Source organism: Paenibacillus sp. Pae15, from assembly GCF_024519685.1.
Classification (GTDB): Bacteria; Bacillota; Bacilli; order Paenibacillales; family NBRC-103111; genus Paenibacillus_G; species Paenibacillus_G naphthalenovorans.
Window position 1 is genome coordinate 94,798 of record NZ_JALJRM010000011.1, and the last position, 24,995, is coordinate 119,792.

Annotated in this window: 25 protein-coding genes and 1 pseudogene; 2 read left to right on the forward strand and 24 right to left on the reverse strand. The window is 49.4% G+C overall.

The genetic code is table 11. The annotated features are described in order from the left end of the window. The first annotated feature begins 13 nt into the window (after positions 1–13). Complete coding sequence (locus NR121_RS11700; RefSeq protein ID WP_137670952.1) at positions 14–1,528, forward strand: LysM peptidoglycan-binding domain-containing protein; 1,515 nt, start codon at positions 14–16, stop codon at positions 1,526–1,528. Between the two features lie 95 nt (positions 1,529–1,623). On the opposite strand, the gene NR121_RS11705 is transcribed toward NR121_RS11700, so the two are convergent. The 17 genes and pseudogenes from NR121_RS11705 to NR121_RS25180 all read right to left on the reverse strand — a co-directional run. Then, on the reverse strand, positions 1,624–2,043 hold the full coding sequence (locus tag NR121_RS11705; protein ID WP_054818337.1) for a YkvA family protein: 420 nt from the start codon (positions 2,041–2,043) through the stop codon (positions 1,624–1,626). Between the two features lie 128 nt (positions 2,044–2,171). Next, positions 2,172–3,686 (reverse strand): succinyl-CoA:acetate CoA-transferase ScpC, encoded by a 1,515-nt coding sequence (gene scpC / locus NR121_RS11710; protein WP_062410005.1) that lies wholly within the window; start codon positions 3,684–3,686, stop codon positions 2,172–2,174. A 132-nt stretch (positions 3,687–3,818) separates the two neighbouring features. Continuing rightward, complete coding sequence (locus NR121_RS11715) at positions 3,819–4,463, reverse strand: LytTR family DNA-binding domain-containing protein (protein WP_054818338.1); 645 nt, start codon at positions 4,461–4,463, stop codon at positions 3,819–3,821. Positions 4,464–4,486: 23 nt separating this feature from the next. Further along, on the reverse strand, positions 4,487–5,386 hold the full coding sequence (locus NR121_RS11720; protein WP_054818339.1) for an aldo/keto reductase: 900 nt from the start codon (positions 5,384–5,386) through the stop codon (positions 4,487–4,489). A gap of 112 nt (positions 5,387–5,498) precedes the next feature. Then, positions 5,499–6,479 carry an ABC transporter permease gene (locus tag NR121_RS11725; protein WP_062410006.1) on the reverse strand — a complete coding sequence of 327 codons (981 nt, stop codon included), beginning with the start codon at positions 6,477–6,479 and terminating at the stop codon, positions 5,499–5,501. Beyond that, positions 6,472–7,383, reverse strand: a complete 912-nt coding sequence (locus NR121_RS11730; protein ID WP_062410007.1) for an ABC transporter ATP-binding protein — start codon at positions 7,381–7,383, stop codon at positions 6,472–6,474. The genes NR121_RS11725 and NR121_RS11730 overlap by 8 nt, the downstream gene beginning before the upstream one ends. Before the next feature lie 11 nt (positions 7,384–7,394). Further along, complete coding sequence (locus tag NR121_RS11735; RefSeq protein WP_054818366.1) at positions 7,395–8,186, reverse strand: GDSL-type esterase/lipase family protein; 792 nt, start codon at positions 8,184–8,186, stop codon at positions 7,395–7,397. A 192-nt stretch (positions 8,187–8,378) separates the two neighbouring features. Further along, positions 8,379–9,536: a glycosyltransferase family 61 protein gene (locus tag NR121_RS11740; protein ID WP_054818340.1), complete on the reverse strand. Its 1,158-nt coding sequence runs from the start codon at positions 9,534–9,536 to the stop codon at positions 8,379–8,381. Then, positions 9,533–10,783 carry a glycosyltransferase family 4 protein gene (locus NR121_RS11745; RefSeq protein WP_256831224.1) on the reverse strand — a complete coding sequence of 417 codons (1,251 nt, stop codon included), beginning with the start codon at positions 10,781–10,783 and terminating at the stop codon, positions 9,533–9,535. Before NR121_RS11745 ends, NR121_RS11740 begins: the two co-directional genes overlap by 4 nt. Positions 10,784–10,829: 46 nt before the next feature. Further along, a complete protein-coding gene (locus NR121_RS11750) occupies positions 10,830–11,612 on the reverse strand; it encodes a carboxypeptidase-like regulatory domain-containing protein (RefSeq protein WP_054818344.1) in 783 nt (260 codons plus the stop codon). 278 nt (positions 11,613–11,890) lie between these two features. Further along, positions 11,891–12,607, reverse strand: a complete 717-nt coding sequence (locus NR121_RS11755; RefSeq protein ID WP_054818345.1) for an ABC transporter ATP-binding protein — start codon at positions 12,605–12,607, stop codon at positions 11,891–11,893. Further along, positions 12,607–13,368, reverse strand: a complete 762-nt coding sequence (locus tag NR121_RS11760) for an ABC transporter ATP-binding protein (protein ID WP_054818346.1) — start codon at positions 13,366–13,368, stop codon at positions 12,607–12,609. The genes NR121_RS11755 and NR121_RS11760 overlap by 1 nt, the downstream gene beginning before the upstream one ends. Position 13,369: 1 nt before the next feature. Beyond that, positions 13,370–14,320: a branched-chain amino acid ABC transporter permease gene (locus NR121_RS11765; RefSeq protein ID WP_062410011.1), complete on the reverse strand. Its 951-nt coding sequence runs from the start codon at positions 14,318–14,320 to the stop codon at positions 13,370–13,372. 20 nt (positions 14,321–14,340) lie between these two features. Beyond that, a complete protein-coding gene (locus tag NR121_RS11770) occupies positions 14,341–15,204 on the reverse strand; it encodes a branched-chain amino acid ABC transporter permease (RefSeq protein ID WP_074727688.1) in 864 nt (287 codons plus the stop codon). Between the two features lie 131 nt (positions 15,205–15,335). Next, positions 15,336–16,505, reverse strand: coding sequence for an ABC transporter substrate-binding protein (locus NR121_RS11775; protein WP_062410013.1), 1,170 nt, complete (start codon positions 16,503–16,505; stop codon positions 15,336–15,338). Positions 16,506–16,664: 159 nt separating this feature from the next. Next, positions 16,665–17,408 carry a hemolysin family protein gene (locus NR121_RS11780; protein ID WP_306274483.1) on the reverse strand — a complete coding sequence of 248 codons (744 nt, stop codon included), beginning with the start codon at positions 17,406–17,408 and terminating at the stop codon, positions 16,665–16,667. A gap of 12 nt (positions 17,409–17,420) precedes the next feature. After that, positions 17,421–17,775: pseudogene (locus NR121_RS25180) on the reverse strand (CNNM domain-containing protein); the annotation flags it as partial. 85 nt (positions 17,776–17,860) lie between these two features. Here NR121_RS25180 and NR121_RS11785 point away from each other — a divergent pair. Continuing rightward, positions 17,861–18,136: a hypothetical protein gene (locus tag NR121_RS11785; RefSeq protein WP_145862552.1), complete on the forward strand. Its 276-nt coding sequence runs from the start codon at positions 17,861–17,863 to the stop codon at positions 18,134–18,136. 8 nt (positions 18,137–18,144) lie between these two features. Here NR121_RS11785 and iolB read toward each other — a convergent pair whose 3' ends face one another. The 7 genes from iolB to NR121_RS11820 form a co-directional block, all read right to left on the reverse strand. Next, complete coding sequence (iolB, locus tag NR121_RS11790) at positions 18,145–18,927, reverse strand: 5-deoxy-glucuronate isomerase (RefSeq protein WP_256831225.1); 783 nt, start codon at positions 18,925–18,927, stop codon at positions 18,145–18,147. Between the two features lie 217 nt (positions 18,928–19,144). Continuing rightward, positions 19,145–20,059: an acetamidase/formamidase family protein gene (locus NR121_RS11795; RefSeq protein ID WP_054818347.1), complete on the reverse strand. Its 915-nt coding sequence runs from the start codon at positions 20,057–20,059 to the stop codon at positions 19,145–19,147. Positions 20,060–20,114: 55 nt separating this feature from the next. After that, positions 20,115–20,813: an ABC transporter ATP-binding protein gene (locus NR121_RS11800; RefSeq protein ID WP_054818348.1), complete on the reverse strand. Its 699-nt coding sequence runs from the start codon at positions 20,811–20,813 to the stop codon at positions 20,115–20,117. A 59-nt stretch (positions 20,814–20,872) separates the two neighbouring features. After that, positions 20,873–21,634 carry an ABC transporter ATP-binding protein gene (locus NR121_RS11805; RefSeq protein ID WP_054818349.1) on the reverse strand — a complete coding sequence of 254 codons (762 nt, stop codon included), beginning with the start codon at positions 21,632–21,634 and terminating at the stop codon, positions 20,873–20,875. Next, positions 21,615–22,673 carry an ABC transporter permease subunit gene (locus NR121_RS11810; protein WP_256831226.1) on the reverse strand — a complete coding sequence of 353 codons (1,059 nt, stop codon included), beginning with the start codon at positions 22,671–22,673 and terminating at the stop codon, positions 21,615–21,617. The genes NR121_RS11805 and NR121_RS11810 overlap by 20 nt, the downstream gene beginning before the upstream one ends. A gap of 6 nt (positions 22,674–22,679) precedes the next feature. After that, a complete protein-coding gene (locus NR121_RS11815; RefSeq protein WP_235594176.1) occupies positions 22,680–23,561 on the reverse strand; it encodes an ABC transporter permease subunit in 882 nt (293 codons plus the stop codon). A 108-nt stretch (positions 23,562–23,669) separates the two neighbouring features. Continuing rightward, positions 23,670–24,950, reverse strand: coding sequence for an urea ABC transporter substrate-binding protein (locus NR121_RS11820; RefSeq protein WP_201023568.1), 1,281 nt, complete (start codon positions 24,948–24,950; stop codon positions 23,670–23,672). Positions 24,951–24,995 lie beyond the last annotated feature (45 nt).

Genomic DNA, 24,995 nt, shown 5'->3' on the forward strand with positions numbered 1-24,995 from the left:
AGGAAGGAAACTCATGCTGAATTATGTTGTTCAACGAGGCGATACCCTTTATCTGATTGCCGGACGGTTTGGAGTCGCTATAGAGGCGCTCATGAAAGCAAACCACCTGACTGCACCCGGTTTGTACGTCGGACAAACGTTAACCATTCCGGTATCCGTGCCGTTTGAATATGTCGTGCAGCCCGGCGATTCGCTTTACTCGATTGCACTGAGATTTAATACGACGATAGAAGCGATCATGATGCTTAACAGGCTGACATCGGCCGCGCTCCGGCCGGGTCAGCGGCTGCGTATTCCCATCTACACGGAGGCCGTCGTCGATGCGGATACCGCCAATGTACGCGGCAGCGCGGGGACGGCTTTTCCGGTCATCGCCCGAATGGATCGCGGTGCCCGCCTTCCGCTGACCGGCATCGCCGGGGATTGGGTTCAGGTTCGCCTGTACAATGGACGGACGGGCTGGATTTTCCGCGATATCGTCAATCTGGTCCCTCACGACGGAGAACGGCCGATCCAGGAAATATTCGGTTATTATACGGAGGAAGAAGGTCCGACATTACCCAGCTCTTACAAGGTCTTCTCGGAAAATACAGACAGGCTGTCCAATATCGGCATGTTCCATTTCCGTATAGACAGGGAAAACCCGGAGCAAATCGAGAAGTTTCCTTTATTTGAGGATGCTTATATGCGGGAGGTCGTGGGGCTAGGCCACCGCCACAATATTAAAATGCTCGCTACCATCCATAATCTGCTGTATGAACGGGGAAAACAGGAGGTCAATAAAGAAGTGATCCGGCGGATGCTGACCAATCCCGACACCCGCAAAGCGTTTATTCAAAATATCATCGCGCTCCTGCAAAACTATAACTTTGACGGTGTAAATATCGATTTCGAAGATGTCCACTATGAAGACCGCGAGCTGCTTAACTCTTTCTACAGAGAATTAGGACGGGAATTAAAAAGCAGGGGGTATTATTATTCCGTCGCCACCCCGTCACGAACCTCGGACGCTCCTACAAATCCTTTTTCCGCTCCCTTCAATTATGCGGTCATCGGGGCGGCCGTCGACGAATTTGTCGTCATGCTGTACAACGAGCACGGTTGGCCCGGCAGCGGCCCCGGACCGGTGGTTTCCATCGGATGGATGGAGAACGTCGTCAAATATGCGTTAACCAAAATGCCGGGCAGAAAAATTACGGCGGCCGTTTCCGTATTCGGTTTTGATTTCAATTTAACGACCAACCGGAACACGTATGTGACTTACGACATGGCGATGGAACGTGCCAAAAAATATAATAAAACGGTCGTTTTCGATCAGAAAACGCAGACGCCCATGTTTGCATATACAGACGAAGCCGGAAATCAGCATGAGGTATGGTTTGAGAATGCTGCAAGCATTCGCGCCAAGCTGCAGCTGGCCCACCGTTTGGGTATCCGCGGGATTGCCCTTTGGCGTTTAGGGATGGAGGATCCCGAAATATGGACAATGCTCGCCGATGAATTTGTCATTGCCAAAAGTGTTACTTAACATCCGCTATTCCATGCTCAAGACTCCGCTATATGGACACCTTGCCCTATATACCGGAGTCTTTTGACGACTAGCGGATCTTTATGCGGAGTCCGTCATGGCTTGGCGGGAGACGAATCCCCATCCTCGACGATCTGCGCATCCACATCGATGATATCCGGATGTTGATCGGCATCTTCGCCAAAGAAATCCTTTAATTTATTTTTCGCCTTCAGCTTCACAGCTTCATCAATATTCATAGCGACGGTTCCAACAGCCAACATCAGCGCCCCTAAATCATCTACGTACCCAAGTACAGGGAGCAGATCGGGCACAATATCCAAAGGGAGTATGAAATAGCCCAACGCTCCATAGATTTGCACCTTGGTCTTTAAAGGGATGTTGGGACTCTCCAGCGCATAAAAAAGCAGCAAGCCGCAGTACACCACTTTCATTCCCGCATCCTTGGCATACCTGCCCAGCTTTGACCACAGTCCCGTCTCCGAGTAATGCTTTTCGTACTTGGAATTGCCCATATCTGAATCCCTCCTCTCCGTAACATATACAAATTTCGATAGATGATGTATATTTCCTTTAACCCCCACACAAAAAAAGCCGGCCAAGCGGCCAGCTCGTCATACGCCTGTGAAGGCACTTTCTTTTCTTACCCTGTTTGCAGCATTTTGTGGAGCATAGTCCCGGTCTGCGCGAAATTCGTATGCCAGGAAAATGCCTTTTCCAGGACATGAGGGGTTTGCCCTCCCCTTGTCAGGGCTTCATTATAATATTCCTTCAGCTGCTCGCGGTACATCGGATGCGCACACCGTTCAATAATAAGCTCCGCACGCTCTCTCGGCGCCAATCCGCGCAAATCGGCATAGCCTTGCTCGGTGACCACCACATCCACATCGTGCTCCGTATGATCCACATGAGAAACAAACGGCACGATACTCGATATATTTCCGTCTTTGGCGGTGGATTTCGTTACAAAAATCGCCAGACGGGCGTTTCGGGCAAAATCTCCCGAGCCTCCAATACCATTCATCATGTTCGTTCCCATCACATGTGTCGAGTTCACGTTGCCGTAAATATCGAACTCTAACGCCGTGTTGATCGCGATGATTCCCATACGGCGAATCACTTCAGGGTGATTGGAGAGCTCCTGCGGCCTTAAAATGAGCCGATCGCGGTATTTATCCAAGTTAGGGAACACACGTTCCATGGCGGGGGCGGACAGCGTTATCGAGCAACAGGAAGCAAAGCTGACTTTACCCGCATCCATTAAATCGAAGACGGCATCCTGTAATACTTCGGAGTAAACTTCCAGATCCGTAAATTCTGATTTCAGAAAACCATGAAGGACCGCATTGGAGACCGATCCGATCCCGGACTGTAAAGGGGCAAGCCGCTTCGTTAAGCGACCCGCCTCAACTTCCTTACGCAGAAAGGAAATCAGGTGCTGAGCGATCGTATCCGTCTCCTTGTCCGGCACAGAGATGGTGGATGGAGAATCGGACTGGTTCGTGAAGACGATCCCCCGGATTTTACCCATGTCCACCGGTATTCCCACGGACCCGATCCGGTCATCCGGCTTCGTGATAGGGATAGGCAAACGTTCCCCTTGCCTGCCCGGCTCATATAAATCATGGAGCCCTTCCAGCGCCTGCGGCTGCGCCATGTTGATTTCAACGATAATGGACTTCGCATGCTGTGCGAAGACCATCGAATTGCCTACGGAAGTCGACGGAATAATCATCCCGTCCTCCGTGATTGCAATCGCTTCCACAATAGCGAAATCAATCGGCTCCAGTACTTGGCCGCGAACCATTTCAGACGTTTTCGATAAATGCTGATCTATAAAGTAAAATTCTCCCTGATTAATCTTTTTTCGCATCGTAGGGTCCGCTTGGAAAGGAAGACGTTTATGCAGCAAGCCGACTTCAGCGAATAATTTATCAATATCCGATCCCAGCGATGCGCCGGTGTACACATTCACTTTCAATCTTTCGGTTTTGGCGCGTTCCGCTAACGCCATGGGAACCGCTTTCGCATCTCCTGCACGTGTAAAGCCGCTCAGCCCCAGTGTCATACCGTCTTTAATCCAGGAAGCAGCTTCTTCCGCAGAAACAACTTTGTATTGCAGGTGTTGGTTTCTGATTCGATGATAAACGCTTTCCAAAAGGCTCTCCCCCAATCGACTAGTCTTTGCATTTATTTTAAACGATGGCCGTCAAGGGAGAGGATTTTTCGGATGAAATGGATTAAAATCGGGATAGAGCACAAAGATCGGCTGATGAAACAGAGATTTTTTTCAGAACGCGAGCAATTTCCTGAAATAACTGGTGTACGATTGACTGACCGTGATTTTGGTTTGGTTTTTCATGATGAGCACAAGCGTCGAATGAGTATCAGGATAAATTTCCTTGATGTGGTTTACATTTACGATATAGGAGCGATGGCAGCGCACAAAGTAATCCTTCGGCAAAAAGAAATCAAATTCGTTCAGCGTATATTTATGCGTACCGGACAGCTTCTCGGTCACCACATAGGTTTTGCGGTCGCTGGCCTCCAAATACATTACTTCCGGAAAAGGGATCGGAACCCATCCGTCGTGATATTTTACGGTCACTACCGATTTTCCGGTCGTCAAGGTCGGGAATATCGCAGAAACACACCCCGTTAAAACGCCTTCTTGAATGATAGGCACCGCCATGCCGTAATAAGGTACGCCAAATATATCCCGGTCAATAAACTCGGAGATTTTTTGCCGGGCGGTTAACGCTTTATGCGTAATGGTCCCCTCTTTAATCGGGTCGCCGGGCTTGATTTTAAGATTGATCCTTTTGCTTGGCCGGTAATACACATATTCCTCAGTGTTTGAAACGACAATAGAGGTTTCGTCCGAGAACAGCTCCCCTATCGCCTCAAAGATTGAATCCATTGTAAAATGTTCCATGTCACGCACCTTCTTCAACACGATCATACGATATCGAGAGGAACTTTTCTGGAAGGGCCGGGAAATGCTTCGTCCAGTTTCTTTATATCTTCTTCCGTTAATTCGATGCGTCCTGCCGCGGCATTGGCTGTAACATGTTCTTCTGTCGATGCCTTAGGTATGGCGATGACGTCACCGCTTCTTATGCACCATGCCAAAAGAAGCTGAAAAGGTGTAATCCCATGCCGTTCGGCAATCTCCCTGACGACCGGGTTTTCTACCAGCCCTCTTCTTAAAGAGCCTGCCTGCGCTATAGGACAGTAGGCCATAATCGGCATGCGGCGTTCTCTTTGCCAGGGAAGCAGGTCATACTCTATACCGCGGGACCCCAAATGATAAAGCACCTGATTGGTCACACAATGCGTTCCTTTATCCAGACGGACCAGCTCTTTCATATCGTCCGTATCCAGATTCGAAACGCCCCATCGCAAAATTTTCCCCGCTTTAACCAAGCGCTCCATGCCTTCGATCATTTCGCTTAAAGGAACGCTCCCTCTCCAATGCAGCAGATAAAGGTCAAGCCTGTCCGTCTTCAACCTCCTCAGGCTGTCCTCACAGCTTCGGGCTATACGGTTCAGTCCCGAGTTATGCGGGTACACCTTGGATACCAGAAAAACTTCATCTCTTATCCCTTCCAGCGCTTCCCCGACCAGAGACTCCGATCTTCCCTCGCCGTACATTTCGGCCGTGTCGATCAGAGACATTCCGAGCTCCACGCCGAGTCTCAAGGTTCGGATCTCCTCTTTTCTCTTCGCCGGGTCATCCCCGATATGCCAGGTTCCCTGACCCAGTCTAGGTACGAAAGTTCCGTCTGAAAGCCGGACTTTACGTTGATCATTAACCGCTTTGATCTGTTGAATTTGATCCTGGTTGAGTGCAGCCATATTCTCCCCCTCCTTCGATTTTTATCGGATGGTATTATTCCCTGATGAACCGGATTATAACATGATATGATCTTCATCGACAGCAGCGAAAAAGCTCTGCGAATCCTTTGGTTCAATAGACATCCCGTCCGGTAAACGCTGCAAAAGAAATCACCAGCGCCGCGGCGCCCCAGACCGAAAGCACCAGCAGCGAGGAGCCCAGCGACATGCCGGCGATCGGCGGAGCCGCATCTTCCAGGTAATCGATAAGCTGCAGATTGACCATAAACAGATATTTGGCCGATTCCCAGGAAGCGACCATCGCATTCAGAATCGTCCCGGCAATAAGACAAGCCAGCATGATCCCCATGACGGCGGCGGTGCTCCGAACCAGGACAGAGAGCATAAACGTAATCGTAGCGACCACCACCGAGACAAACCACGCCAGACCGAGCGCCATCAGGATAAACTGCCACTGGGGTACCATTCGCACACCCGAGGAATCCAGCTGCCCCCCGCTGACTGAGAATCCGGTAAGAACCGGCGCTGTCCAGCCCTGAAAGCCGAACACCAGCCCGGATATGACGGTCGACAGCAAGCCGAACAGCGTAATAATGAACGACACCGATAAAAGCAGCGCCAAATATTTGCTGAGCAAAATTCGCCATCTTCTTACAGGTCGCGTCAACAGCACCTTCATCGTTCCGGAGCTATGCTCCGAGGATACCAGATCCGCAGCAACCACCATCACCATTAAGGGCAGAAGGAGGTTGATGCTGTTCTCCACAAAGCCCCTTGCGAACGTCGGAGCTCCCGGCTCGGACGGATTAATGTCATGATCCAAATAATACCGCTGCTGCGCGATACGAATCTCCAAACTTTGGCGCGATTCCTCCGTCGTCCGGGGGTTGGTTAACCGGTTCTCCCAATTGGCGATGCGCTGTTCCAAAGCCGTACGCCAATCGATATCGCCGAATCGTTTGCGGTTTTCTTCCGCCTGCCGATACTGTGCATATGTAAACAGGGAGATCAGAATCCCGATAATCAGCGTAACGACCAGAAGTCTTCTTTTTCCGGTCAGCTTCACCATTTCATTGTAAATCAGGTTAATCAATGCTTTGCCCTCCCGTCAGTTCTATGAATAGATCCTCAAGAGAGGGAAGCTTGCGGCTCATCTCCGTCACGGTTACTCCCGCTTCCACCAGCGCTTGATTCCACCTGCCGACTTCCTGTTCGATATAGGGGGTAATCACAGCATCCCCCTCCATCTGTATCGAACCGGCCAGCCCCTGCAAAACCCGGATCCCCTTCGATATAGGAGCTAGCCGCCAGATGACCCGTTCCTGCCGAGCCAGAAGGCTGTGTACCGTGCCTACTTGAACGACCCGTCCTTTAGAAATAATCGCAACGCGGTCGCACATCATTTGAATTTCACTTAACAAATGACTGGACACCAGCACGCTTAAGCCTTCTTTTTCCGCCAGATAGCGTATGAACTCCCTCATCTCCCGAATGCCGGAGGGGTCGAGCCCATTGGTCGGTTCATCCAAAATCAGTACTTTCGGTCTCCCCAGCAAAGCCTGAGCGATGCCAAGCCTTTGGCGCATACCCAGCGAATAAGTCTTCACCTTATCGTGGATTCTTGCGCCGAGCCCGACCAACTGAACCACTTCCGAAATCCTTGTTTCGTCAATCCCATCCATCATTCGGGCAAAATACTGCAGATTACTCCATCCGCTCAAGTAGGAGTACAGCTCCGGATTTTCAACAATACAGCCCAGATTCTTCATCGCCTCGGGGAACTGCTTATCGATATCATAGCCGCATATGCGAATGAACCCCGCCGTAGGCTTAATCAGCCCTACCAGCATTCGAATGGTTGTCGTTTTCCCGGCGCCGTTCGGCCCCAAAAAACCAAACACCTCGCCGCGCTTTAACTCCAAGTCGAGGCCTTGAATGATTTCCCGCTTCCCAATGACCTTTCTCAGGCCCTGCACCGACAATGTAATATCGCTCATGCGCCCACCTCCTACCAAGTAATTAACGAAGCTACCCTTTCCCCGATTAAGCGGTACCCGTCTGCATTAGGGTGGAACAAGTCCCTCGCCAAATAATCCTGCACCTTCAATTGAAACAAGTCGAAGGTCGGAACCAGGACGGTTTGCGGATACCGGGACGCGACCTCGGCGGCTTTATAGTTCCAGTCTCTTACGATCCTGCTTGTGATTTCCGTTTCCTGCAGTTCAATGAACGGATTGTACAACCCGATCAGAAAAATGCGTGCGGCGGCGTTTTCCTCGCGAAGCTGCTTCAGAATTCCATCCAGTTCGCGCAAATAGGCAGACTCGATTTCCTGAATCTTCACCGGATCCAGGTGCCCCAGTGTTTCCCCGCCCCGGAACAAGTCATTCCCGCCTATACTGATGACAATGACGTCAGCGGCTTTCACTTGAGCCTGCAGTTCTCTTTCCCGAAGGAGCGAAGCCAATTGGAGGGAGGTTTGTCCGTTTACCCCGTAATTCTCAACCACAATCTCTTGCTCCGACTTCTCCTTGAGGCGATCCAGCATATAGCCGACATAGCCTTTTCCTTCCGGGTCTCCCGTCCCTCTGGTCAAAGAATCGCCAAGCGCAAGCACCCGGAAGCTCCCGTCCTCCACCACGGGTGTATACGGCTCGTCCTGGGCTGCAGGAGCCCTCGCTATAGGAGCGGGCGCTGCATCGCTGAAATAATGCTGCAGTGTCCACGCCAATCCTCCCATCCAGACCAGAAAAGATACGGCCGACACGGCCATAAGCCATTGATTCGATCTCTCTTTCATCTCGCTCCCTTCCCCCATCTCACTTTCCCTTTTTTTCCGAGCATAGCACACAAAGCTGAAAAGAAGCTGAAATAAGCTATGCGGTCTGCAACCGCTACGGCATCGTATACGGTTCGAACAAGTTCGCGTCTCCCTTTGCCAAAACCAAACCCCGAACCTATGCGTTCGGGGTAACCTATACGTTGGGGTTTATCATATATCCATCCCTGTGCGTTTCATCATGCTCCTCAGCCGATCGATATCCACTTCAATTCCCTGTGCCGCTCGGCTTACTTCTCTAACCTTGTTATATTCAAACAAGCTTTTCGACGGCTGCATTTTATTCCCGATGAAATAATAATAATCAAGTCCGGCATGGTTGCTCATGATCCAATAGATCGTATTGATGTAATATGGCGAAAAGATCTCAATGACTTTTGTCCCCCGTTTACAGAATACAAGATTGGTCAGGTTCGCGCCATGCGGGGCAATAATGATTTCTGCGGATGAGAAGATTCGGATCTGCTGCTCTACTGACAATTTGCTGAGGACGACCTTTTGAAAACGGTATTTGCCGAGCAGGTCCATCACTTGGTCTTCATTCGTGATTTTTCGGTAGTTCGCGTCCTCCCGGCTGATATAAAGCCTCTTGTATTCGTTGGCATCGCCCGCCCCGGAATACTTCGAGAACGCATCTCGAAGAAAATCGACGGCCCATCGGGGATAATTGGAATGATACCCGACCAACGACGACACTAGAAGCTTGGCCTGCAGATGGACATTAACCGTTCCGATCGTTAGTCTTGCGCCGGGGGGAATGCCGAGCATGTCTAAAGTTTCCGTGTGGAAGGAAGGGGGAGGATTGTAGTTGGTATTGAAGACAAATTTATCTATGGCTATACCGGTTTTTCTCAGCAATGCTATACGGGGCAGTACGTCCAGCATCCAGTGAAAATAGGAATCGCTCGCCGTATAAGTGAGAACGCCTAACGTTTCGGAGCAGTGTTCAACAGGCGGTAAGCCGGCTTGTTGAAAAACGGAGTGCTGCTCGGGAGAAGATCCCCAAAATTCCAGGGAGACATCCCACAGCAGTTTATTGTCCGGCGTGATGACCGCGCCTCTCGGTCCCCATAGCCTGCCGCCGGGGATAACGGCCACAAATGCGCTGTGATGAAGACGCTGGTGATATTCCCGGGGAGTGAACGCTTCATCCAGCCCTTTAGGTGTACTAAATTGACTGTCATGTTCAGAAAACAAATCCAGCTTGTTTCCTTCCGTCGGGTTGCCATTCGATTGACACGCCGAGAACCATTCCTCTACGGTCCGATAATAGCCTGCCGGAGGAAGAAGCCTCCCATCTGGTCTGGTCAATGGATTTCCCTCCGTTTCTTATTCTTTCCATAACGACTTTTGTTCATTTGCCGGGCCGTCTCGTATGCCTCTGCCGTCCGATCAATCATGATTTGCGGATGCCAATATTTGCGTGCCCATTGTTTACCCATTTCTGCCAATCGAACCCGCAGAGACGGATCGTTCATCAGTTTTACTATCGCTTCATACAGCTCTTCCGGATTGCGCGGTTCAACCAGCAGCCCCGTATGGTCCGGAATAATTAATTCCGCATTTCCTCCCACACGCGTTGTGATCACGGGAAGACCTACAATCTGAGCCTCCATCACGGCCAATGAATGGTTCTCGATCAGGGTTGGCAGGACAAAGATATCCGCCTGTTTATACAAGTGAATCATATCCTGCTGGTTGCCTAAAAATTGCACGTGTTTTGTTAAACGGAATTGATCCGCCATAGGAACCAGCTCTTCCATTGCAGGACCGTCACCGGCAAATTGACAGATGAAATCATCCCTTTCGTGCAAAAGCTTGCCAAGCGCTTCGATTAAATATGACTGTCCCTTATAAGAAACTAATCTCGCCGGGCAAATGATTACCATTTTACCGTTCATCCGGTTTTCACGCGGATTCCCGTTCGCTTGGGCGACAATGGAAGCGGTATCCAGCCCATAAGGAATGACGGCAAGATGATTGCTTGAAACAAAAAACCGGTTCGTATATTCTCTCCGGAGCCATTCGCTGGAAAATATCGTGATATCTGCGGAGGATGCTCCCATATGTTCCTCAATAAAGCTGTATTGCCAGCTCGAAGACCCGGTATCCGCGATTTCCTTGGTCAAAAAAAACTCTTCATTCAGCAGCCCGTGAATGGTGGCGACATGGGCAGCTTGTACAGGTTTAACCCGGGAAATCGCTCTGGTGGAAATGACGTCATGCGTATGAATCAAATCATATTGATCCAGGCCGATCAAGGCCGATGCCATTTCAAACACATATCGCTCAATCTCCCGAAAGCGGGCCCAAGGCTCCAATTCCGGAAGCTCCTGGTCAAAATAGTCCATCATGATGTCGTGCACAGGAAACAAAATGGGATTTTTTTCTATCGTGAGCTGATCACTCAATCGATAAATTTTATTCATATCCGGATGATGGGCCAGTATGTCCACCTGATGTCCGAGTTTTTCCAAGCCTTGTTTCAGCACGTTTAAGTACGTATTGACTCCACCTATATGAGGAACAAACCAGTAGGTGACAAGCAAGATTTTCATAAATGAAACCTCCTTATCGGTACCCCAGCTGTCAAGAGCCTGTTTGTTATGAATGCGGCAGCATGGGAATATGGATTACCTTAGAAAAGCCATCCATATGAACCCTAATGATCTGATCACCATATCGACTGGATTGGCCTACCACTTGGTATGCTCCGGCCGGCAGCCCCTTACACTGATAGTACCCCTTCTTATTAATCCCTATTTTCCTGACCAGGATTTGGTCTTTGTTGAATATCTGAACCGTCCCCTCCGTTAAAAACCGTCCCGTAAATTTGTCATACACCATACCGCTTATAGAGGATAGGCTGTCAGACCTCTTGTCCCACCACAAACTGTTCTTAAATGGATGCAGCATTTCTTTATCGGGAATTTTATACGTATCGGCAAGAATGAAGGATAACCGGTCCCATAGGGGTTCGTCTGTGCAGTTAAAAATGTTTCTTGGCTTGAAATCGAGCAGATCATGATACGGTTCCATCGCATCAGGCAGTTCGGGAATGACGATATCATCAAGCAAAAAGGAGAGTTTCCTTGTATCTTCGCTAATCCCTTTATCCTTCGGTACAAAAACAGAGCTGGAGATAATCAGCAGCTTTCCCTGCATTACGGGTTTCATTTTCGTTTGCATGGTGAAATGGCCTTCTTGGATCTCTGCCTGATCCATCAGTTCACCATTGATATAAACGGAGATCGTGAGTTGTTCAGGCCATGGGTGTCTGCGTCCGGAAATGATTAAAGCTGTTGTTCTCCTGATAGGAGGCAATGGAATGACAAAATACTTGGAAAGCCATCCATCAGGATAACGGTCCGTAAATATAGCGCTCATCAACATCCCTCCGTTTTTTTGATTTTGTTGTTGCCACCCTTTGATGGACGAACAGATCGTGGTCAAACCCGGAAGGTGCGTAAGCTCCCCGGACTTTATATCAAAATATGTGATAGAAAAATATATTGAAACGGCAATAGACTACGTCTTTCATTTTTAAGATCGCCGGGGTCCGGGCGGCTCTATCTACTCGAATCTGTATGCATAGAAAAAAGACAGCCCGAATGAAAATATCATTCGGACTGCCCTTGTTAACCATCGGGTGGATCGGTCATCTCTCAAGCATGCTTCTTTCCACCCAGATACGCGTCTTTCACCCTATCATTGTGAAGTAAATCCTGCGCTTCGCCGCTCAGAACGATTTGTCCGGATTCGAGAACATAACCGTAATCGGCTATCTTGAGCACCTGCCGAACGTTCTGCTCCACGATCAGCACCGTCGTTCCTTCTTGATTGATCTGCCGGATGACCTTAAAGATATCGGAAACAATGATCGGAGCCAATCCCATAGAAGGCTCATCGAGCAGCAGCAGCTTCGGACGGGACATCAGCGCACGCGCGATGGCAAGCATTTGCTGCTGTCCGCCGGACATCGTTCCGGCAAGCTGGTCCACCCGCTCTTTCAGAATCGGAAACCAGGCGAACATCTTCTCGATATCCTGTTGAATACCTTGGCGATCGTTGCGCTGGTAAGCGCCAAGCTCCAGGTTCTCGAGTACGGTCATCGGAGCCAGCACCTGACGGCCTTCCGGAACCAAAGCCAGCCCTTCCTTGACCAATTGGTGAGGCTTCATTCCCTGCACCTGCTTACCGTTAAGGGTGATGGAACCGCTCCGCGGCGTAAGCACACCAGCTACCGTCTTCATCAGCGTCGTCTTCCCGGCCCCGTTAGCGCCGATCAGAGAAACGATTTTCCCTTCGGGCACTTCAAGCGAAATGCCCTTTAATGCGCGAATATTGCCATAGTACGTTTCGAGATTTTGGATCGCAAGCATTACTCATCCTCCTTCCCGAGGTAAGCCTCGATGACATCAGGATGGTTTTGGATTTCCTCAGGTGAGCCTTCGGCAATTTTCACGCCGAAATTGATGCACACCACTCTATCGCACAGGGTCATGACCAGCGGCATATCATGCTCGACGAGCAGGACCGTCGTACCGTTGTCCCGGATTTTACGGATCAGGTTCATGAGCTCATGCGTCTCGCTTTCGATCATTCCCGCCGCCGGTTCATCAAGCAAAAGCAGCTTCGGATTCGTCGCCAGCGCCCGGGCGATTTCGAGTCTGCGCTGCTGTCCATACGCCAGCGTATCGGATCGGATGTCTGCGACGTCCTTCAGGCCGACGAATTCAAGCAGTTTCATCGAACGCTCCTGTACATGGGCTTCTTCTTTCTTTTGGCCGGGCAGATGCAGCAGAGAAGCCCAGTAACCGGATTTGGTTACCGTATGCATCCCGACCTTAATGTTTTCCAAAGCGCTCATATGGCCGAACAAACGGATGTTTTGAAAGGTACGGGCGATGCCAAGCTCCGTAATTTTGTGCGGAGGCAGCTGCAGCAGATTCGTTCCGTCAAAGACGATGCTTCCTATCGTCGGCGGAAAAATGCCCGTGATCATGTTGAAAATCGTCGTTTTTCCAGCCCCGTTCGGTCCGATCAAACCAAGGATCTGGCCTCTGTCCAGACTGAAATTCACATCCGACAGCGCCTTAATCCCGCCGAATGTTTTACCAATTTGCTTCAATTCGAGCAGCATGCTACAGCCCCCCTTTGCCGGAAGTTTTGCTTTTGCGTTGTTTCCATTTGGCAAATGTGCTGGCCGTGATCAAGCCATGCGGACGGAACGCCATAACGAGGATCAGCAAGGTGCCGTAGAAGATCATTTTGTATTCGGCCAGAACGCGCAAATACTCCGGCAATCCTGTTAACAACGCCGCCCCGAAGAGCGGACCGATAATGACTTCCGAACCGCCGACAACGGCAAACGATAATATTTCCACAGCCCGGTGATAATTGAAATCGTCCGGCGTGATGCTCGTCGTAATGTGGGCATAGAGGCCGCCGCCCAGCCCCGCGAGCATGGAACCGATCAAATAAGCCAGCATCTTGTAATACGTAATATTGATGCCCATGGCGCGGGCCGCTGTTTCATCCGCACGGATGGCGCTGAACGCCCGGCCGACCCGGGAACGGTCCAGACGAATTTGGCATAATAAAATAACGATAAATAAAAGCATCATCGCAATTAAGGTCGATAAGGCTTTCATTTGAGATACGGAAATCCCCAAAACGGATGCATCCAGTCCAATTAACTTCTCCAGCTCGTATAACCGCGTTCCGATCGATTGCAATCCGGTCAGACCCAGCGCACCGTTGGTGATTTCCAGGTTCAGCATAATGACCCGGACAACCTCGCCGAAACCAAGGGTAGCAATAGCCAGATACAGTCCATGAAGTCTTAATGTGGGATAACCGATAATTAAAGCCACAATCCCGGTAATGATCACTGCGAGAATTAACGCCACAATTAACGGCAAATCCGCCGATTTGGTAGCAATGGATGCGGTATACGCTCCAATACTCATAAACCCTGCATGTCCAAGCGAAAGCTGTCCCGTAGACAACGTAATATAAATACTGATAGCCAAAATCAAATTCAGGAACAAAAAGGTGAAAACCTGCAGCGTATAAGGATTTAAAAAGTCCATTTTCTTCTCATGATCCCCCTTTACGCCTTTTTCCCAAACAGACCTTGCGGCCGGATGAGGAGGATGACAATAATCATACCGAAGGCTACGGCATCCCTGTAAGAGGAATCACCATAAGCAACGGCCAATACTTCCGACATGCCGATCAGCACGCCGCACACCATGGCCCCGGGAATGCTGCCGACTCCGCCAAGGATAAGGGCAGCCAAGCCTTTGAAGCCCAGTGTCAGACCCATCGACGGGATTAATGCCGAATAAGCAATACCGATCAGCATGCCAGCGATGCCGCCCAGAGCCGAAGCAATCACCACGGTCATAATAATGACGGCGTTCGTATTGATGCCCAAAATCCCTGCGGTTTCCGTATTTTCCGCAGTTGCTCTGAGCGCCTTACCCATTTTGGTCTTTTGAATCCAATAATTCAGAATGACCATTAAACACAGTGAGATGCCGATGATGATCAGATCTGCCGCGCGCATCTGCACGGGTCCTATATGGAAAACGGCCGCTCCGACACTCGGCACCGACCGGGAATCCGCTCCAAAGAATACATGAGTCAATTCTTCGATCAGGATGGCGAAACCAATCGTGCTGATTAGAGGCGCCAGATGCGGTACGTTCTTTTTTCTTAGCGGCCGCAGCGCGGTGAATTCAAGCACAAGCCCCAAGATTCCCGATACGATGACCGCAACGGGAAATGCGACCATAAACGGCAATCCGGTATTAACCGTAAGACTCAATCCCACAAGCGAACCGAAAATAAAGATCTGACCATGTGCCATATTGATAATGCGCAGCACACCGAAAATAAGCGTATAGCCGATAGCGATCAATGAATAGGTACTTCCTACGGTCAATCCGTTGAAGAGCTGCTGCCAAATCACGCTGTCTCCTCCTTTTTTCAAAATGGGCTTACGAAACAAGCAACCCGGGCAGCACCCGGGTAACTTGTTTGTTTCCCTAACTATTCAAACCTTCATTAACTTAAACAAAGGGGGCCTAAAGATGGAGTGGATTATTCGAACGTTACAAACTTGCCGGCTTTCACCGTAACGACGACAGGCACACCGATCGGATTACGTTTTTCATCAAAGGAGAGCTTGCCCGATACGCCATTGAAGTCCTTCAGCTGGGCCAATTCGTCACGCAATGCGTTACGGTCACCGCCTTTATTCGTTTTCAAAAGGGACTGGGCCATGATATACATCCCGTCATACGCCTGAGCCGCGAATTGATCCGGTTTCTTGCCGTATTTCTCTTCATATTTTTTCACGAAATTTTGTACATTTTCGTCTTTTTTGTCCGGGCTGAACGGCGTGGCTACGATAAGACCTTCCGCCGCGTGGCCGGCAATTTCCAACACTTGCGGATTGTTAAAGCCGTTGCCGCCGATAATCGGTACATTCAGACCGATTTCGCGTGCTTTTTTCACAACAAGAGAACCTTCCTTATATAATGCCGAAACGAACAATGCATCCGGATTGGCTGCTTTGATTTTGGTCAGCTGTGCGGCGAAGTCTACATCCCCATTCGAGAACGTTTCTTCACCCAGGTTGGTTAGTCCCATCTTTTCCGCCGTAGCCTTCATGGTTTTAAACCCGGATACGGAGAAATCGTCGTTCTTCGCATAAATGAAAGCCGCTGTCTTGATCCCGTGCTTCTTCACAGCCACATCCATAGCGGCAGGAATCGCTACGGACTCAGGCAGGGAATTGCGGAATACATATTCGCCGATGTCGTTAATGCCCTCGGCAGTATTGGAGATTCCGAGAATCGGAGTTTCCGCTTCACTGGCTACCGGTCCAATCGCAAACATTTCGCCGGACAAGGTCGGACCGATGATCCCGACGACTTTATCCTGGTTAATCAATTTATTGGCCGCATTGATAGCGCTTTCTTTCTTTCCTCCCGAATCTTCGGTGATGAGCTCGATTTTTAATTTTCCTTTGTTCGCTTCATTTAACTCGGTTAAAGCAAGCTCTAAACCTTGTTTTTGGGCTTCGCCATAGGCCGCCCCGCTTCCGGAAAGGAATCCGATGTAACCGATTTTAGCCACCTGTTCGCCATTTCCGGCTTCCGCCCCGGATCCGCCGTTGGTTGCCGCAGGCTGCGCACCGCAGCCAGCCAATAAGGCCAAGCTCAATACAGCGGAAAGAACTGTACCCATGCCTTTTCTCTGTCTCATGTCGCATCTCCCTTTGAATAAGTATTAATAACAAAAAATGTAACAAATTTATTAACAAAGTGTCAATAACAAATCTCTTACTATTTCGACACTTTTCCTGCACGTTTCCAATTAATAAATAAGCAAAAAGCACCGACCCGAAGGTCCGTGCTTTTTAGATCACATTGACTTGTCAATGATTACCTTTAGTATCCGTTTTTCATCCGTTTCCCCCGCCTTAAAGACCACGCCGTTCCATTCCAGGACCGGTTTTTCGCCCAATTCGGGTATTCGGGCCAATTGGCCTATCAAAAACCCGCTTAACGTATCGTAGTCATCGGTCGGCAGTTCCATATCCAGCAATTTTTCCACATCGTCCAAACTGGTGTAGCCTTGTACCATAAATGTATTTTCACCGATGGCGATGACTTCCTTCTCTTCCTCATCATGCTCGTCGAAAATATTTCCGACGATTTCCTCAAGCAAATCCTCGATCGTCACAATACCCGCTGTTCCCCCATATTCATCAATGGCAACCGCCATATGGACCTTGTTCTTCTGCAGGTCCTTGAACAGTTCGTCGATCCGCTTGGCCGCCGGAACAAGATACGGTGCTCGTATGACATCCTTGATATCAAGAACATGCTCATGACGGCTTTCCAGACACAATATGATATCCTTTACATGTAGAATTCCTACAATATTATCAATTCCCTTCTCAAAAACCGGGAATCTCGTATATTTCTCCATATGAATCAATTGCACGACTTCTTCGAGCGTCGCCGTGATCGGAATAGCCACGATATTCGTCCGGTAAGTCATAATATCGGAGACGACTTTATTGTCAAACTCAAAAATATTGTCGATCATCATTTTCTCGGTTTCCTGAATGGTTCCCCGCTCCTTGCCGATATCCACCATCATCCGGATTTCCTCTTCCGTCACCTGCTCGTCATTGGCATGGGGATCCACGCCGAATACACGAACGATCACATTGGTGGAGGCTGTCAGCAGCTTAACAAACGGAGACGCGATCACCGACAGCGCGGTCAAAGGCCGCACCACGATCATGGATATGGCTTCCGCTTTTTTCATGGCCAACCGCTTGGGCACCAATTCACCGAATACTAACGTGCGGCTCCTTCAGCAGCTGATAAAGCAGGTTTGCTTTTTTGTTCCCTTCCTCAGCCATCAGCTTCACTTTGTTATCGTTCAGCGAGATCAAAGCGATTTCAGACGCGGCGAAAAAGGCGTTTAATGCTACGAGTATAATAAGAATGATAATCTCCACGCTTGTTCATCCTCCGTTAATGGTACTTGTCCATCATATAAAAGCAAAGGCATCCTTCAAATTCACAACGGAGGGATCAATTGCCTTGATTCGCGTCTATTTCAATGGCCTGCTGCCCGAAACGATGAACATGATCTCCGGAAAAGTCGGCCATGGACTTCCCATCCCCAATTTACATTTACTAATAAATAACTTACATATCAAGTTTCTCGGACCATCCCTTAACAGAATTTCCCAAACACCAAACGTTCATCCCGTTTTTTTTGAGAATATGATTGCCGCTGCGAGCCCAATCGATTTCTTTACCGCCGCAAGTCAAAAAAGACCCGACTGCAATCGAGCATTGCCATCAGGTCATTGATGATTCGTTTACTTCAGCCATTCATGAGCCGGATCAAAATACGGCACTAACGTCCTGCCATCGTCTCCGGCCATCACCCACAAATAATAGATGGGATACCCTCCCGCCGCGCTAAGCGGATGATATCCTCTATCCACTGCGAAGCTGTCTCCATGTCTTACTACGTAGGCTTGATCGATGCTTTGATCCTCCGTGTAATGCATTTGGATGCCATACCCCTGCTCAGGATTGAATTGATAATAAAAAAACGCTTCCAGATGCCGCTCATTTGAAGAAAATTTATGAGGGGGATAGCTTGACCAATGCCCGGGCTGGAGATAGGTCTCCCCCAGGATCATACGGTGGACGCGGCCTTCGCCATTGTCGCCGATAATATCATTGACTTCCCGCCGCCACGTTTCCTTGCCCCGGGGGTGGGCAACGACTTCGTTCGGCCTGACAACGAAAGGCGCATACTTGCTTTCCGCTTTAACCTTGCATACGGCGATTTGGACATCATTCGACTGCGCGGTCACTTGATAACCGGATTGGCATGGGATGTACACCGCAGTTGCTTTCCCTTTAAATACATTGTTCCTTTCTCCCAGGTCCGTCCACTTCTCATTCTCGCAAGCAACCGTCACCTTACCCGTCAAAAGGACTAAAGCCGTTTCATAACCGCCCGTCTGGCTGGAATAGTCTTCACCTTCAGTTAAGGATATTTTTCCGAACGCAACATATTTTAAATCGTGGTCTTCGGTGATGATATCCTGATATCCTGCCGCTTCCTTTGCTTTGAATAAATAAGCCAATGCTGCCACTCCTTTTTTATTTGGAAATCATTGTATACATTGTGTATTTTATAATGTTATGTGATAAGCGCTTACATAGCAATAGTTTTTTGCTTAGGAAAATAAAGAAGAAGCCCCTCCAAGTAAACGGTTGTGCTCTTCTTGCACACTTGTCTGCTTAAAGGGGATTCTTCGGATTGGAGAATCGCCAGGGCTTTTTATACGGATTCTCTTTTCATTAATCCTGAACCAGAGCGTATTTCTTGTCAATTTTGGCTACCAAAGAATAATAAGTGTCTACCATGTTGCCGACATGGAGCTTGCCGATTTGGGTTAGCGCCTGATAGGCCTCCCATTGATCCCAGCCGAGCTCTACCATCCAGTCAATTAATTCCGCGTAAGCGATGCGTGCCGCATCCTCCATCGGACGCGCGCTCCCTACGACCATAAGCTCCGTGGAACTTTCAATTCTGGGCCATTTAATGGCTTTCCCTTTGATTAATTCAAATTTCAGCGTGACCTTCGCCGTAATCTCCAAAGCCACACCGCATAATTCACCGTCGCCTTGACCTGCATGACAATCTCCTGTAAAGAAGTACGCTCCCGGCACCCGTACAGGCAAATAAACGGTGTTGCCCGGCTTCGTATCGGGTACGTCCATATTTCCCCCATGGTCTGCCGGGGTCAATGCGGATATCGCTTCAAGCTCCGGAGCCGTACCGATCGTACCTAAAAACGGACGCCAGGGAAATTTCAATCGCTTGTTGTAAGTTAACTCGTTATCCTCCAGTTTATAAATAAACACCTTCTCCGGAAGCGGTTCGTTCAAGGTGCGTGTGGTGTTCGTGGCCGTTAACCCGCCGAAGTTAGGCAGATGCGCGCTAACCGCCCAATCCCTGGTCGGCTCTATGTCCATAATGTGTACTGCCAGCGTATCGCCGGGCTCCGCCCCTTCGACAAAGATCGGCCCTGTTTGGGGATTTAAATAGTTGCCCAATATTTTTGACGGAATATCGGTATCCTTCGTAACCCGATCTTCAAAGGCGTCCCTCGTATAGATGGCTACGGTTTCCCCCGGACTCACTGTGGCTATAGGCTCCAGATAACGGCTGAATACGTAACTATGTGCTCCGGGTTGTCTGATTTCTTTCATTAGGTTCGACTCTCCTCATCCCATAAGATTTGATTTCATAACCGACGTTTTTCGGCTACACGGCCAAATAGCGTTTGATCTGATCGTAATCGGCCATCACTTCGGCCGTGAGTTCGCCTACAATACTCCCTTTATCCATCGCGTAGCAGCGGTCGGACATCTGTTGGATCAGTCCGATATGCTGCTCCACAAACAGGACGGTCAAGCCCCAATCCCGATTAATCCGTTTGATGATATCGCTGATTTGCAAAATAATACTGGGCTGAATGCCTTCCGAAGGCTCATCCAATAAAAGCAGCTCCGGTTTGCCGACCAAAGCTCTGCTGATGGAGAGCATCGCCTGCTCGCCGCCGCTCAGCGTGCCCGCCTTCTGGGTTCGCCGCTCCCTTAATCTCGGAAAATAGTCATATAATATGCCGAAGTCGATATTGGCCTCCTTTTTATTAATTTGGCTACCCATTTTCAAATTTTCTTCCACCGTCAATTTCGGAAAAATCCCGTGTCCCTGGGGAACATAACCGATGCCAATCCGAGCTCTTTCATGCGATGCGCTGGATGAAATGTCCTGTCCTTTGAAATAAATCTTTCCTTCTTTGGCATGATTCAGGCCAATCAGCGTTTTGATAAAGGTGCTCTTGCCTACACCGTTACGTCCGATGATCGACACGATTTCCCCTTGCCTTACGTGAATATTCACATCGCGAATGATCATGATCTTGCCGTATCCCGACACCAGCTTCTCTACCTTAATCATCCGGTTTCCCCCTTAAGCTCACAGTCTGCCCGAGCCGTCTGATGTCTTTAGCCGCAATGTTAAACCTTGCCCAAATAGATTCTGACGACTTCCTCATTCGCTTCAATTTCGCTTAACGTCCCTTCCGCAAAAGGCTTTCCGTAATGCAGCACCGTCACATTCTCGGCTATCCGCCGGACAAATTCCATATCGTGGTCAATAAACAAAATCGTGATGCCGGATTCATTCATCTTTTTCACCAATTGTGCGGTAAATTCCGTTTCCTCAGGCCCCATTCCGGCGGCCGGTTCGTCCAGCAGCAGGATGTCCGGTTTTGAAGCAAGCGCCATAGCGATTTCCAGCCATTGCTGCTGCCCATGAGACAAATTGCTGACCTGAGGGTTGCCTAATTGTTCAATGCCTACGAAAGAAAGCAGACGGTCAATCTCAGCTTCGACATCGCCCGGCTCAACGAAATTTTGAGTGGCGATCCGCATGTTATCCCGCAATGAAAGTTCTCCATATACACCGGGAACCTGCATTTTAATGCTGATTCCCATACGCGCCCTCTTCCAAGTATCGTATTTCGTAATGTCATTTCCTTTGAACAGTATATGTCCCTGGGTTGGAGGATAGATCCCCATAATCAACTTAAACACGGTACTCTTGCCTGCACCGTTAGGACCAATCAGGCAGCGCAGCTCACCGCGCCTGACCGACATGTTGACGCCATCCACCGCCTTTAACCCGCCAAACTGCTTGACAACGTTCCGGAGCTCCAGCAGCGTTTCCTTCCGGGGGGGCTCCAAAACCGGCGAAATTTCAGATCGTAGATTTCCCATGGATACCCTCCTTCATCACTTGCATAGGATTCACGTCCTTTTTCCGGTTAAAAAATAGGCGGTCCAGTCCTTTGAAAAGCTCGACAATAATTCCTTCCGGAACGAACCTGACGACAAGCAGGAGCGAAACGCCGAGAATGACTAAGGCAAACTGATTTCCGCTTGAGGAAAGATATTGGGAAAACCAGGAATAAATCAGGGTGAAAACCATGGCCGCCGTTAAGTTCTTCCGTCCTCCGGCTGCCACAAGGACGACGGGCAGCGTCGCTGCAGCCAGACCCATGGTGGAGGGTGTCATATAGTTGCCCCATGCCGCATATAAAATGCCGCCTAATGAAGCTATCATGCCGCTTAATGTGAATACCATCGTCTGAATTTTGGGAACATTATACCCGAACATATGACTGCGTTCTCTGTTTTCCCGAATCGCGAGAAGCGCGTATCCCCACCTCGAAACGACCAGATAACGAAGCAGAAGGTATATGGCTATGAGCAAAAAGAGAACTAAATAGTAAAAGCTATTGCCGTTGAAAGTGAACAAGGCTTCCCCGAACCCGATGGAAACGGTAGGAATGCCGTTGATTCCGTTATAGCCTCCCAACAGCACGTCGCCGATTTTCCATTCAGAGCCCGCCGTCTGCGCCATGAAGGTTTCCAGAACGAGCGTAACGCACAACGTAATCAGCCCGACGAAAACGTCGTTCACTCCTCCGTAGAACATAAAATAACCGAGAATCCAGGCCACGACGCCTGCCGCCAATACGCCTGCGACAAGAGCAACGGGAGTAAAGGAAGGTTCGCCCACATTTAAATAAAGAATGCCGTAAACATAACCGCCGATACCGAAAAAGACCGTTTGACCGAAGCTGAAAATCCCGGTATAGCCCCAAATCAAAGCCAGACTTAATGACAGAAACACCGAAATCATGAAGTTAGCCACATTCAACACTTTATATGCGGATGCAAACAACGGAATCAAGATAAAGGCGGCAAAAAGCAAGACCGCTATGACATTCTCCGCATTCAACCGAAATTTCATTGCCCGTTACCTCCCCCGCATTAATTTTTTCTCGATCAGTCCTGAAAAACCAAGCGGGAATATTCGAATGAAAAGAATCGCTACGACCAAAAGACCCAATTTGCCGATCAGCGTGCCATAAAGCATGGACAGCACACTGTTCACTGCCGACAAGGCGCCTCCGGATAATAAAGTGCCCACCAGCGGATTCGCGCCGCCGACAATCACCGTAACAAAGCTCGGCATAATGAAGCTGGACCCGAACGTCGGCGAAATCGACATCGTCGGAGCATACAGGCCGCCTGTCAGCCCGGCGAATGCCGACCCCAGCATAAAGGTAATGGTATACATCCTGGAAGTATTGGTTCCCAAACTTTGCGCAACCGCGCGATTTTGCATCGTCGCTCTGGATCTTAGTCCAAACTCTGTATGCATAAACAACCAGTACATGAAAAACAGCAGAGCCAAAGCACAAACAAATAAAACCACCCTGTAGTAGGAATAGGATCCATCGCCTAAAGTAAAGGAACCGAGCGGAGTCGAGATGCCCTGTAAAGAAGGACCCATAAGAATAAGCATGCCCTGGCCCAAAATAAGACTGATCCCCCAGGTCGCCACTACCGAATCCAACGGACGGCCATACAGGTAACGAATAATTAAACGGTCAACAATGTAACCGAAGATCGCTACGAAAACTGTCGCCGCGACAACCGCCAACGGCAATGGAACACGGGAGTGCGCCAGCAATGTCGTAATATACGCTCCGAGCATGATAAACTCTCCATGAGCGAGATTGACGATGCCCATCATACCGAATATAATCGCCAAGCCTATCGCCGATATGATCAGGAAAGCAAAGCTGTCCATGAGCTGATAAGATACGTTGAAGATACTAAAGAGAAAATTCACCGGGCCGCCTCCTTTCCGAACTTCTACCCGATGCTTGCGAGGGCTGCCCTAAGCGATATCCGCACACCGGTATCCGCCAGGCCAAACCCACAGCCGCATGTTGTATTTCTATTTATCCAAAGGTGTATATTGTTTGTTGTCCGCTTTCGTTGTCAAATCGACGCCCTTCTCTTTGGACAACCAGTCCGGCACCACATTCTCGAAGGTTTCGGGGAAGGTGATCTTATGATTCTCGTCCGCGTGCGCCAAATACACATTCTTAATCGCATGGTGCGTTTTTGGATCAATGGTTGTTTTTCCCGACGGGGAATCCACGCTAATCCCGCTTTCAAGCGCCTTGATTACCGCTTCCTTCTCTACGGTTCCCGCTTTTTTGACGGCCTCCGCCCATAAATAAACGCCTGTGTACTGGGCTTCCGCTTCCATCCCGATATACGGCTCATCCGGGAATTTCTCGCGCCATTTTTTCACAAAAGCCTTCGCCTCCGGCGTCTCCAACTCTTCCATAAAGGTTGCCGTGACATACATATTCGCCAAGGCCGGCGGTTTGAACCGCTTGTGCTCGTAGGCTTGAGCCATATTGACCGTCGTGGCCATCGGCAGACCCTTGATACCGGATTTGGACCACTGCTCATAGAAAGATGACTGGGGAACGCCTACCAGCAATGTCACCAGGACATCCGGTTTGGCCTGCTGAATCTTGCTGATGGTGCTGCTGAACTGAGATACGCTTAACGGGATGAATTCCTCGCCAATGATTTTGCCGCCGTTTTCTTCCGCCGTTTTCTTCACCCATTGAGCCGTAATTTGGCCGAAGTTGTAATCAGCCGCAATCGTGTAAATATTCGGTCCGTACTTCTTGATCATGGATTTGATCAGTGTCACGACTTGATGCTCCGGCACGGCGCCGGTAGCAAACGTATATTTGCTGGCAACGCCGCCTTCGTATTGATTGTTATAGAAGTAAAGCATTTTGTTTTGTTCCATAATCGGACGGATCGCCTCGCGGGATGCACTGGTATATCCGCCCATCACCACATCGACTTTGTCCTCGAGAATCAATTTGCGGGCCATTTCCTGATAACGCTGGTTGTCTGACTGCGTATCGGGAGCCACGATTTCAATTTGCCTGCCCAATAGCCCTCCGCTTTTATTGATTTCATCGACAGCCAGCTCGGCCGCATGATATTTTTGCATACCTACCAGAGCAAAATCGCCTGAGCGATCCTCTAATACTCCGAGCTTAATGGGAGAATTGCTTGCATCCGATCCGGAATCGGATGAGGACGGAGAAGAAGAACCGCAAGCGGCCAACATGGACATACACAAGACTAGAGCAGCGCTAATGAAGGTCTTAGGTTTTAACAATTTGCGATATGAATGGGTCATAAGATGTATGTACCTCCTGATCATTTTTTTAATTTCCGGCCTTAC